General features: G+C 65.8%; 9 protein-coding genes. 6 read left to right on the top strand and 3 right to left on the bottom strand.

From position 1 onward, the window contains the following. Window positions 1-7: 7 nt before the first annotated feature. The gene (locus EV141_RS03690; protein WP_130484592.1) at window positions 8-526 is read right to left on the bottom strand and encodes a peroxiredoxin; all 519 of its coding nucleotides are present in this window, start codon (window positions 524-526) and stop codon (window positions 8-10) included. Between the two features lie 10 nt (window positions 527-536). Continuing rightward, window positions 537-1,238, bottom strand: coding sequence for a CPBP family intramembrane glutamic endopeptidase (locus EV141_RS03685; protein ID WP_241969046.1), 702 nt, complete (start codon window positions 1,236-1,238; stop codon window positions 537-539). A gap of 429 nt (window positions 1,239-1,667) precedes the next feature. Here EV141_RS03685 and EV141_RS03680 point away from each other — a divergent pair, with 429 nt between their 5' ends. The 3 genes from EV141_RS03680 (at window position 1,668) to EV141_RS03670 (ending at window position 6,239) form a co-directional block, all read left to right on the top strand. Beyond that, entirely contained in the window at window positions 1,668-3,464 is a 1,797-nt protein-coding gene (locus tag EV141_RS03680; protein WP_130484590.1) for an ABC transporter family substrate-binding protein, read from the top strand. Window positions 3,465-3,672: 208 nt separating this feature from the next. Further along, a complete protein-coding gene (locus EV141_RS03675; protein WP_311768245.1) occupies window positions 3,673-5,148 on the top strand; it encodes an ABC transporter permease in 1,476 nt (491 codons plus the stop codon). Beyond that, a complete protein-coding gene (locus tag EV141_RS03670) occupies window positions 5,145-6,239 on the top strand; it encodes an ABC transporter permease (protein WP_130484588.1) in 1,095 nt (364 codons plus the stop codon). Before EV141_RS03675 ends, EV141_RS03670 begins: the two co-directional genes overlap by 4 nt. A gap of 12 nt (window positions 6,240-6,251) precedes the next feature. Here the strand turns inward: EV141_RS03670 and EV141_RS03665 are convergent, their stop codons facing one another. Further along, window positions 6,252-6,878: a PH domain-containing protein gene (locus EV141_RS03665; RefSeq protein ID WP_130484587.1), complete on the bottom strand. Its 627-nt coding sequence runs from the start codon at window positions 6,876-6,878 to the stop codon at window positions 6,252-6,254. A gap of 83 nt (window positions 6,879-6,961) precedes the next feature. Here EV141_RS03665 and EV141_RS03660 point away from each other — a divergent pair, with 83 nt between their 5' ends. The 3 genes from EV141_RS03660 (at window position 6,962) to EV141_RS03650 (ending at window position 11,335) form a co-directional block, all read left to right on the top strand. After that, entirely contained in the window at window positions 6,962-8,782 is a 1,821-nt protein-coding gene (locus tag EV141_RS03660) for an ABC transporter ATP-binding protein (protein ID WP_130484586.1), read from the top strand. Between the two features lie 122 nt (window positions 8,783-8,904). Beyond that, window positions 8,905-10,812 carry a translational GTPase TypA gene (gene typA / locus EV141_RS03655; protein WP_130484585.1) on the top strand — a complete coding sequence of 636 codons (1,908 nt, stop codon included), beginning with the start codon at window positions 8,905-8,907 and terminating at the stop codon, window positions 10,810-10,812. A gap of 22 nt (window positions 10,813-10,834) precedes the next feature. Then, complete coding sequence (locus EV141_RS03650; RefSeq protein WP_130484584.1) at window positions 10,835-11,335, top strand: hypothetical protein; 501 nt, start codon at window positions 10,835-10,837, stop codon at window positions 11,333-11,335. The last annotated feature ends 8 nt before the right edge of the window (window positions 11,336-11,343 follow it).

Raw genomic sequence — 11,343 nt, 5'->3', positions numbered from 1 at the left:
GAAACGCCTACGAGGCGGCGTCGTCGCGAACCGCGCCGGCGTCGCCTCGCGCGTCGAGCATCCGCAATTGCTCCTGGATGCGCGCCGCACTCTGAAAACGCACGCCGACGAGAGCGACATGCTTCCATCGCAGCACGCCATCGGCGTCGATGAGGAAGATCGAACGCCGCGTGCCGATGCCGAACATGTTCACGCCGTACTGCTCAACGACGTCGCCCTTCTCATCGGCCAGCAACGGAAACGACAGCCCCTGGCGAGCGGCGAACGATTCGTGGCTCGTGGCGTCCTGTCGACTGATGCCCCACACCTGGGCGCCCAGCGCCTCGAAGCCCGCGAGCTCTGACTGGTACGAACAGAGCTGCGCGGTGCACGCCGCCGAGTTGTCGGCCGGGTAGAACGCCAACACGACCGGCGCGCCGCGCATGTCGCGCAGAGAGAAGTGCCGGTGCTGCGCGTGGCCGTCAACGACGGTGACGCCGGGCAGCGTGAAGTCGGGGGCGGGGCGGCCAATCTCGAGGGCGGGCATCGATACAGCGTTACTCAGGCACCCCGAAGACCCCTGGGAACGTCGCCGCCGCCCAGGGGTATCCCACGAAGATCACAGCGTCCAGGGCGGCGTGGGCGATGACGAGCGGCATCAGGCGCCCGTATCGCTGGTACAGCCAGCCAAAGATGATGCCCATCGCGACGTTGCCGAAGAACGCTCCCACGCCTTGGTAGAAGTGGTACGCGCCGCGCAGCAATGCGCTGGTCAGGATGATCGACCACGGCCCCCACCCCAGCTCGCGGAGCCGCGCGAACAGGTACCCAACGGCGATGACTTCCTCAAGGATTCCCGCGCGCAGCGCCGCCAGCAGCAACACGGGAACCGTCCACCAGTACGCGCCGAGGTCGGTCGGCACGACGGTCACCGTGAGCCCCAGCTCGCGGCCGCCGAGGTACACAAAGAGCCCCGGAATGCCGATGAGCGCCGCGAGTCCAATGCCATCGCGGGTGTCTTGCCACGGCCGTCGGCCGTCGATGCCGAGCCGGGCGAGGTGGGGCCGCTCGGGCCGCCAGAGCAGGAAGATCACGAGCGCGACGGGGACGAGTGCCGCAGCGATACCCAGCACCTGATAGATGAGATCGAACACCTCGCGCTGGTCGCGCGACACATTGATGGATGCTGTTTGCTGACTCAAAGGAATGTCGCGCGTCGCGCGGTTCACGATGTTCACGATCGCGTACAGCGCGCTCATGCCGAGCGACAGCCCGAGCACGATGACGATCTCGGCGCGAATGCGCCCGTTGCTCGGCGATGTTCCAGGGCCGGGAGAGTGCGCGCTCACCTCACCATTGTGAATCACGACGAGGTTCGCGCCCTGTGTGCCGGTGCTCATGTGAGCATGTCCACAACATCCGCAGATTCACGCCGAGCGGCGGAACGGTAGGAACGCGCTTAGCACGCTGCTAAATCTGGATGCGCGCAATATTTATGCGTGTTCATTCCGTCTCGCGCACAAAATTCACGTCCTCCCCAACTTCTGTTCAATCGCGTTACCGGTGTGTAACGAATGGCTCTAGGGTTTGGCCTGGGTGTGTCCCCCTCTTTAGGGTCATACCCAATAGGCGTAAGGGTGCGCTCGGAACGCACGCTTGCGGTCACTTGCACAGGAGGAAAACATCCCATGAGGACACTTCACCCCCGGAGGCGCCGCTTTGCTGTCGGCGTTGCGGGCCTTGGCGTCGCAGCACTGGCGCTCACGGCTTGCACCACGACGGCTGAGCCGGGCGACGACACCACTGACGACGCGGCCCCCACGGGCGGCACCGTCACCATCGCCGAGGTCAACGAGCTCTCCGGCTTCAACGTAGCGACGCCCACCGGTAACGTCGACATCAATAACCAGGTCGCGTACTTCACCCAGGCGGGCTTCTTCTACCTCGACACCGCGCCCGAGGTCGTCTACGACGAGAGCTTCGGCACTGTCGAGCTCGTCAGCGAAGACCCGCTTACCGTCACCTACACGGTCAACGAAGGCGTGACCTGGTCAGACGGCGAGCCCATCGACGCTGACGACATGATCCTCGCGTGGGCTGCAGCGTCGGGCTACTACGACGACGCCGTCTTCGACGACGCAGGCGAGCAGACCGCGGGCAACGTCTACTTCACCCCGGCCGGCAGCACGGCAGGCATCGACCTGACCTCGTTCCCCGAGGTCGGCGACGATGGCCGCTCGATCACGCTGACCTACTCGGAGCCCTTCGCCGACTGGAACCTCTTCGCGCCGACCGGGGTTCCCGCCCACGTGGTTGCGGAGCAGGCTGGTCTCGACCCCGAGGGCCTCGTCGAGTTCTTCCAGGGTCTGCCTGAGGGTGACGAGGCGAACCCGCAGGAAGCGAACCCCGAGCTGCGCGCTCTGGCCGACTTCTGGAACACCGGCTTCGACTTTGCGTCGCTGCCCAGCGACCCCTCGCTGTACCTGGCGTCGGGCCCCTACATCGTCAGCGAGTGGGACGCCGGACAGTCGGTGACCCTCGTGCGCAACGAGTCGTACACCGGTGACCTCGTCCCCGCGTTCGACCAGGTTGTTATCCGCTTCATTGCGGACTCGACCGCGCAGGTGCAGGCCCTCCAGAACGGTGAGGTCGACATCATCAACCCGCAGGCATCGGCCGACACGCTGGCCAGCCTCGAGGCGATCTCGGGCGTAGAGGTTCAGACGGGCCCCACCGGCTCGTACGACCACATTGACCTCAACTTCGGTAGCGAGGTCTTCGCTGACCCGGCCGTCCGCGAGGCCTTCCTGAAGACGATCCCGCGCGAGCAGATCGTCGAGGCGCTGATTCGCCCGCTCGACCCCGAGGCCGAGGTTCTCAACTCGCAGACCCTCTTCATCGGCGTTCCGGGCTACGACGATGCAATCGCCAACAACGGTTCGGCTGACTTCGCCGAGGTCGACATCGAGGGCGCTCGCGAGCTCCTCGCTGGCCAGACCCCGACCGTTCGCATTGCCTACAACAACGCGAACCCGAACCGCGTGGACGCCTTCCTCGCCATTCAGGCGAGCGCGCAGGAGGCCGGCTTCATCATTGAAGACGGCGGACTGGGTGCCGACGTCTGGGGTGCCGCGCTCGGCCAGCCCGACACGTGGGATGCCTTCATCTTCGGGTGGAGCACCGTCGGCGTCGGCGTCGTCGGCAACCCGCAGCTCTTTGGCACCGGCGGCGGTGGCAACTTCGGTGGCTACTCGAACCCCGAGGTCGACGCTATTTGGGATGAGCTCGTCGTGACGGCTGACCCCGACGCGCAGCTCGAGCTCATCCTTGAGGCTGAGAACCTGATCTGGGCGGACCACTTCGGTCTTCCGTTGTTCATTCTGCCCGGCGTTCAGGCTATCGGCCCGAACGTTGAGGGCGTTGAGTACAACGCCTGGCAGACCGGACCGATCTGGAACTTCTGGGAGTGGACCCCGGCCTCCTGAGGCCGGTGATCATCACCCCTAAGTTCGGCTGAGAACTGACGGGGCGCAAAGGGCAACCCTCTTTGCGCCCCGTCGTCTCGCGTGACCCCCGACCCACCCCACCCGCGGTGGCTGGCTCAGACCCAGCGAGGACCCCATTGCCATGTTGAGCTTCATCCTGAGACGGGTTTTCGTCTCCACACTCTTGCTCCTCGGAGCGACCTTCATCATGTATCTCCTGACAGCGGCGTCAGGCGATCCCCTTCGCGACCTGCGTGAGAGCCGCGAACCAAACCGCGATGAGTTGATCCGCATCCGATCGGAACAACTCAACCTCGACGTTCCCGCGCCTCTTCGGTACTTCCTGTGGTTGAGCGGCGCGGCACGCTGCCTGATCCCATTCGCCAACGCGTGTGACCTCGGCGTCAATGTGCGTAACCAGCAGGTGACCGAGTTGCTACCCATTGCGCTGGGATCGACGATTCAACTTCTCACCGGCGCGACGCTCCTGGCCATCGTCTTCGGCATCATCATCGGCATCGTTTCCGCGCTGCGCCAGAACACAGGCTTTGACCTGACGGTGACCTTCCTGGTCTTCCTGATGTTCTCGCTGCCTTCCTTCTTCATCGCCGTGCTCCTCAAGGAGTTCATCGCGATCGGCTTCAACGACTTCCTCGCCGACCCGAATATTCCCCCCGCGGTGCTGATCGGCATCGGTCTTGTCAGCGGCATCATCTGGCAGAGCATCATCGGCGGTGATCGACGACGTCGCATCACTGTCTTCGCCGTCTCGGCGCTCGCAACGTCCGGTGTCTTTGCTCTCATGGACGCGATCAACTGGTTCCGCTTCCCGGGAATCGGGCCGGTCGCCCTGCCGCTCATCGCCATCGGTATCGCCATCCTCACCACGACGCTGTTCGCCGGCCTCCAAAGCCGTCGCGCACTCGTCACCGGGCTGATCGCCGCGGCTCTGTCCATCGCGACCTACTTCTCGGTGCAGGGACTGTTCGACATCTCGACGGCCGGCACCATCATCATCGTCGGCTCGATCCTGACGGCGGCCGGCATCGCCGTGGGCTTCTTCGCCGGCGGTTACGACCGGGGCGTGTACATGCGCATCGGTGGTGTCACGGCCGCGCTGTCGTTCATCGTGATCGTCATCGACCGCTTTATGCAGTCGTGGGATGACTACTTCACCGATCGCTCCATCAACGGCCGCCCCATTGCGACCGTTGGCGCGAGCACACCGACGCTTGATGGCGACATGTGGATTCTCGGAATCGACAGCTTCACCCACTTCCTGTTGCCGACCCTCGCCCTCGTGCTCATCTCGCTGGCGTCGTATACCCGCTACGTGCGGGCGGGCATGCTCGAGGTGCTCAACCAGGACTACATCCGCACTGCGCGGGCGAAGGGCCTCGGCGAACGCACCGTGGTGATGCGTCACGCGTTCCGTAACTCGCTGATTCCGCTGGCCACGTTCATCCCCGTCGACATTGCCGCCGTCGTGGGCGGCGCGATCATCACCGAGCAGGTGTTCTCGATCAGCGGCATGGGCCAGTTGTTCATTCGCGCCCTCAGCAACGTCGACCCCAACCCCGTCATGGCGTACTTCGTCATCGTCGCCGTGGTCGTGCTGATCGCCAACCTGATCGCCGACCTGTCGTACGCCGTTCTCGACCCGAGAGTGAAGGCCCCGCAGTGAGCACCGCACCTGAGAAGACGAAGAAGCAGGAAAAGGACGAGGTTGGCCTCAGCCAGTCACGGTTGATCCTGCGCCGCTTCTTGCGGCACAAGATTGCCGTGGCGTCGCTCATCGTGATCTTTCTGATCACCGGGCTCGCGTTCACCTCCATCGGGTTCGGCCCCATTCCCGGGTGGTGGCCGCTCACGTTCCAGCAACTCAACACGCCGGTCAACGGCGGGCAACCGACGCTGTCACTGATCCCGAAGTGGGCGGGAGGCGAGGGCATCTCGCTCGGCGCACACCCGTTCGGCCAAGACCGCATCGGCAAAGACAACTTCGCCCAGGTGATGCGGGGTATTCAGAACTCGCTCACGGTGATGTTCGTCGTCGCGGCGATCGCCACGGTCTTGGGCACGATTGTGGGCGGAATCGCGGGCTTCTATCGCGGCGTGGTCGACAACATCCTGATGCGCATCACCGACCTGTTCATCATCATCCCCACGCTTGTCATCGCGGCGGTGCTCGGTCAGATCGCGAGCGGCGCTGGACTCGGTGTCGGTGTTCTCTTCCTAGGCGCCCTGCTCGGACTCTTCGGCTGGATGGGCATGGCGCGTCTCGTACGCGCAGAATTCCTGTCGCTGCGCGAACGCGAGTTTGTCGACGCCGCCAAGATGGCGGGCGCGAGCGACCGTCGCATCATCTTCAAGCACATCGTGCCGAACGCGATTGGCGTCATCATCGTGACCGCCACCCTGCTCATGGCGGGCGCGATTCTGCTCGAAGCGGCGCTGGGGTATCTGAACCTCGGAGTTCGACCGCCGGACGTGTCGCTCGGTGGGCTCATCAGCCAGAACCAGAGCTCGTTCGTGACGCGGCCGTGGCTGTTCTGGTGGCCGGGTGTGTTCATCATCCTGCTGACCTTGGCCGTGAACTTCGTCGGTGATGGCCTGCGCGACGCGTTCGACCCGCGACAGAGCCGATTCCGGCCTCGTCGCCGGTCGATCATCGCGGCGATGTTCGGCTCGCGTGCCACCGGTGCCGGAATGCGGCCGAGTGACCCGACGTCTCCGCGTGGCGACGAGAAGCGTTCCCCCGAAGGAACCGTCTAGGCGATGCGGGTCTTAAGCGAACGCGATGGCGATCCACGTGGCGACCAGAGCGGTCGTCACGGCGATGGTCGCGACGTGAGGTCGACGCGTGGCAACGGCCTGGTCCGCTGCGCCGATCGTGATGTGGCCGTCATCGAGCAGTCGACGCCACCGCTCTCGGACAACGAGCGCGGCATCGCCCGAGTCGGTGCTGGGCAGGTCGCTGGTGCGCTCGCCGAGCGGCGTTGGCCGCAACGGGTCACCGTCCTCCGCCGTCGCACGACGTCGGGTGCGGCGCAGCGCAACGCGGCTCGAGAAGCGACCGGGCGCGGGAGCCGCCCATGCCGTGTAGACACGGCTCGGGGTGCGCACGGTCAGGGCGAATTTCGTGTCGACGTCGATCACCGCATCCCACGGGATTCGCGCGGTGTGCGTGACGTTGCGCAACTCGACCGCCTCGTTATCGACCCGCACTCCGGGGCGCCACAGCGCGGCCCAGCCCAGCATGGCGATCGCGCCAGCAAGGGGCAGATTCTGCAGCACCTCGGTGAGCCCGGCGAGCAGCGAGGCGAGCAGAATCGCGCCACCGAGCATCCAGACACCGATCGCGGCGACCTGGTTGAGTCGAGAGCGGAACTCCACCGATTCTTGACGCGCCATGACCACATGATCGCAGGGCTCGACACCCTGATTCGAATCGACAGCACAATCTCGCGCGGCTTCGCGCAGAAGGACTCACTCGCATGACCGACACCACCAGCCAGCCGCAGGCCGCCTCACGCGAGGGCATCGTGCCGGTGCTCGAATTCACCAATCTCTCGGTCGACTTTGGTGTCGAGCGTGAGTGGGTGCCCGCCGCGAAAGACCTGTCGTACGCGATCTACCCCAAGCAGGTCGTTGCCGTGGTCGGCGAGTCGGGGTCGGGCAAGAGTGCAAGCTCGATGGCGATCCTCGACCTGTTGCCGTCGAATTCCCGCATCAGCGGCAGTATCAAGCTGAACGGAAAAGAGATTCGCGGCCTGCGCTCGAACGAGATGCGCAAGATTCGTGGCGAGAAGGTCGCCGCGATCTTCCAAGAGCCGATGACCGCGCTGAACCCGGTCTACACCGTCGGCTTCCAGCTCGTCGAGACGATCCGTCTGCACCGCGGCGTGACGCCGGCCGAAGCAAAGGAACGCTCGCTGGAGCTGCTGCGCCTCGTTGAGCTGCCTGACCCCGAGAAGGCGTTCAACTCGTACCCCCACCAGTTGTCGGGCGGCCAGCGCCAGCGGGCCATGATCGCCCAGTCGCTATCGTGCGACCCGCAGCTGCTGATCGCCGACGAGCCGACGACCGCGCTCGACGTCACGGTGCAAGCCGAAATTCTCGAGCTGCTGCGCGACCTCCGCGAGCGCGTCAACAGCGCCATCCTGCTCATCACGCACGACATGGGGGTCGTCGCCGACCTCGCCGACTGGATCGTCGTGATGGAGAAGGGTGTCATCGTCGAGCAGGGACCCGTGCGCGACATCTTCAACAGCCCGCAGCACCCGTATACGCAGGCGCTCCTCGCCGCCGTGCCGCGACTCGGCAGTGCCGACGACTCGAAGGCCACCATCGACATGACCGCGGCGCTCGCCACGGTGGTGACCGGGGACATCGTCGACTCGACACTGGAAGAACGCGCGGAGGAAAACCGCCGCCTCGCGGAGGAAGCGCACGCCCGTGCCGAGCGAGCCGCGGCCAGCGCGACGAAGGTACTCGAGGTCGAGAACGTCGTCATTGAATACGGCAAGCGCGGCAAGCTCGACGTCTTCCGCGCCGTCGACGACGTGAGCTTCACGATCAACGCCGGTGAGGTGCTCGGTCTTGTCGGCGAGTCGGGTTCGGGCAAGTCGACCATCGGCCGTGCCTCGATCGGCCTGCAGCCGATCGCTGGCGGCACGCTGAAGGTCGCCGGTGTCGACATCTCCAACCCCGATCGGAAGACGCTGCAGGCGCTGCGCCGCAAAGTCGGCATCGTCTTCCAAGACCCGTCGTCGTCGCTGAACCCGCGTATGCCGATCGGCGAGAGCATTGGCGAGCCGCTCATGCTGGCCGGTGAAGCGAAAGGTCAGGCGCTCGCGCGCCGCGTCGAAGACCTGCTTGACGCCGTGCAGCTGCCACGCTCGTACCGCAACCGCTACCCGAACGAGCTCTCGGGTGGTCAGAAGCAGCGCGTCGGTATTGCCCGCGCGCTGTCGCTCAGCCCGCAGCTGCTCGTTGCCGATGAGCCGACGTCGGCCCTCGACGTCTCGGTGCAGGCGACCGTGCTGCAGCTGCTGAAAGACCTGCAGGCCGAGATGCAGTTCGCGTGTCTGTTCATCAGTCACGACCTCGCGGTCGTCGACGTCATGGCCGACCGCATTGCGGTCATGAATCAGGGGAAGCTGGTTGAGACGGGCTCGCGCGATGAGATCCTGCGCGCCCCCCAGCATCCGTACACGCAGCGCTTGATTGCGGCCATTCCGATTCCCGACCCCGACGTGCAGAGCGAGCGTCGGCGCCTGCGCCGCGCCATCATGGCGGCCAGCGCAGCCGAGTAGCCGCGAGCTGATGCGGGCGGTGGGCGCGGCCAAAATCGCGCACTCCGCGTAGACTGGCGAACTGGCCCGCCGTCACCGGCGCTCTCGGCCGCCCACCACCCCCCAATTCGTAAGGCTGTTTTATGGCGCTCGCCACCCGCTCCGACCTCCGCAACGTGGCGATCGTCGCCCACGTCGACCACGGCAAGACGACCCTGGTTGACGCCATGCTGCGCCAGACGAACTCGTTTGCCGCGCACGCCCACGTCGAAGAGCGCGCGATGGACTCGAACGACCTCGAGCGCGAAAAGGGCATCACGATCCTCGCCAAGAACACGGCGGTCACGTACACGGGCAAGCACTCCGGCGGCGAAGAGATCACGATCAACGTGATCGACACCCCCGGTCACGCCGACTTCGGTGGCGAGGTCGAGCGCGGTCTCAGCATGGTCGACGGCGTTGTCCTCCTCGTCGACGCGAGCGAGGGCCCGCTGCCGCAGACCCGCTTCGTCTTGCGCAAGGCGCTCGCGGCGAAGCTGCCGGTCATCCTGCTCGTCAACAAGACCGACCGACCGGATGCGCGCATCGAGGCTGTCGAGGAGGAAACGCACGACCTGCTCCTGGGCCTCGCCAGCGACCTGCAGGACGAGGTTCCTGACCTCGACGTCGACGCGATTCTCGACCTGCCGGTCATCTACGCCTCGGGCCGCGCCGGTGCGGCCAGCCGCACTCGACCCGCCGACGGGTCGCTTCCCGACAACGACGACCTCGAGCCCCTGTTCGAGGCGATCCTCGAGCACATCCCGGCCCCGACCTACGACGACGAGCACCCGCTGCAGGCGCACGTCACGAACCTCGACGCGAGCCCCTTCCTCGGCCGCATCGCCCTGCTGCGCATCTTCAACGGAACGCTGAAGAAGGGCCAGCAGGTCGCCTGGGTGCGCCACGACGGTAGCCACCAGAACATGCGCATCACCGAGCTGCTGAAGACGAAGGCGCTCGATCGCTTCCCGGCGGAGTCGGCGATGGCCGGCGACATCGTCGCGATCGCCGGTATTGAAGACATCACGATCGGTGAGACGATCGCCGACCCTGAAGACGTGCGTCCGCTGCCAGCCATCACGGTCGACGAGCCCGCGATCTCGATGACGATCGGCACGAACACCAGCCCGCTCGTGGGCAAGGTCAAGGGCCACAAGCTCACCGCGCGCATGGTGAAAGACCGCCTCGACCGCGAACTGATCGGCAACGTCTCGATCCGCGTCGTCGACATCGGGCGTCCTGACGCGTGGGAGGTGCAGGGCCGCGGCGAGTTGGCGCTCGCGATTCTCGTCGAGAACATGCGTCGTGAAGGCTTCGAGCTGACGGTGGGCAAGCCGCAGGTGGTCACGAAGACGATCGACGGCACGCTGCACGAGCCGTTTGAGGCGCTCACGATCGACGCGCCCGAGGAGTACCTCGGCGCGATCACGCAGCTGCTCGCGGCCCGTCGCGGCCGCATGGAGGGCATGACCAACCACGGCACGGGCTGGGTGCGCATGGAGTTCCTCGTGCCGAGCCGTGGCCTTATCGGCTTCCGCACCGAGTTCTTGACGACGACGCGCGGCACGGGCATCGCAAACGCCATCGCGCACGGCTACGAGCCGTGGGCCGGTTCGATTGTCGCCCGCAACAACGGCTCGATCGTGGCCGACCGCCAGGGCGTGGTGACGACGAACGCCATGATGGCGCTGCAGGAGCGCATGACGTTCTTCGTCAAGCCGACAGAAGAGGTCTACGAGGGCATGGTCGTGGGCGAGAACTCGCGCGCCGACGACATGGACGTCAACATCACCAAAGAGAAGAAACTCAACAACATTCGCTCGTCGACGGCTGAGGAGCTGGAGCGCTTGACGCCCCCGCGCCAGCTGACTCTCGAGGAATGCCTAGAGTTCACGTGCGAAGATGAGTGTGTCGAGGTCACGCCCGAGATCGTGCGCATTCGCAAGGTCGAGCTCGACCAGACGCTGCGCGCTCGTGCGACCAGCCGTCTGAAGCGCCAGAACGCCTAAGTCCCGCCCGAAGGAGCCCCCCATGGTTGTCCGCCGTCGTCCCCTTGCCGTTGCCGCCCTTGCCGCGACGATCGCGCTCGGCGCGAGCGCCTGCAGCACCGGAACGCCGATCGACAACCTCGTCGAGGGGCTGGTCGGTCAGGGAGTCGAGCAGATCACCTCGGGCATCGACGAAGAGATTCGCGGCCTCGTGGGCGATGTGCTGGGCGGTGTCGAGCTGACGACCGACGGCTCGGTACCGTCGAGCTTCCCGCAGGGCATTCCGCTCGTGGGTGAGGTGCTGGGCGGTGGGGCCGGGCCCGAGGGTTCCGGCTGGGTCGTGCGCACGCGTCTTGACGACGCCGGTGCCTTCGCGGGCGCACAGGGCGCGCTGGAAGACGCGGGCTTCACGGCGAGCGGAGTCTCGAGCGACGCCACGAGCGGCTACGGCGCCTTCACGTCGGCGGAGTACCGCGTCGACCTCTCGGTCGCGACCGACGCGCAGGGTGAGGTCACGGCGACCTACGTCGTGACGCCCCAGTAGCGCGCACT

It is taken from the genome of Microcella putealis (assembly GCF_004216575.1).
In the GTDB taxonomy this organism is placed as follows: Bacteria; Actinomycetota; Actinomycetes; order Actinomycetales; family Microbacteriaceae; genus Microcella; species Microcella putealis.
Note: the sequence above shows the minus strand (reverse complement) of the source record. Positions and strands in the feature narration are given on the sequence as shown.

What these genes read in the sequence shown, in the direction of transcription:
- EV141_RS03685 (WP_241969046.1), bottom strand. Translation starts at nt 1,238, where the DNA reads ATGAGCGCGCTGTACGCGATCGTGAACATCGTGAACCGCGCGACGCGC.
- EV141_RS03660 (WP_130484586.1), top strand. Translation starts at nt 6,962, where the DNA reads ATGACCGACACCACCAGCCAGCCGCAGGCCGCCTCACGCGAGGGCATC.
- EV141_RS03675 (WP_311768245.1), top strand. Translation starts at nt 3,673, where the DNA reads ATGTATCTCCTGACAGCGGCGTCAGGCGATCCCCTTCGCGACCTGCGT.
- typA (WP_130484585.1), top strand. Translation starts at nt 8,905, where the DNA reads ATGGCGCTCGCCACCCGCTCCGACCTCCGCAACGTGGCGATCGTCGCC.
- EV141_RS03680 (WP_130484590.1), top strand. Translation starts at nt 1,668, where the DNA reads ATGAGGACACTTCACCCCCGGAGGCGCCGCTTTGCTGTCGGCGTTGCG.
- EV141_RS03665 (WP_130484587.1), bottom strand. Translation starts at nt 6,878, where the DNA reads ATGGCGCGTCAAGAATCGGTGGAGTTCCGCTCTCGACTCAACCAGGTC.
- EV141_RS03650 (WP_130484584.1), top strand. Translation starts at nt 10,835, where the DNA reads ATGGTTGTCCGCCGTCGTCCCCTTGCCGTTGCCGCCCTTGCCGCGACG.
- EV141_RS03690 (WP_130484592.1), bottom strand. Translation starts at nt 526, where the DNA reads ATGCCCGCCCTCGAGATTGGCCGCCCCGCCCCCGACTTCACGCTGCCC.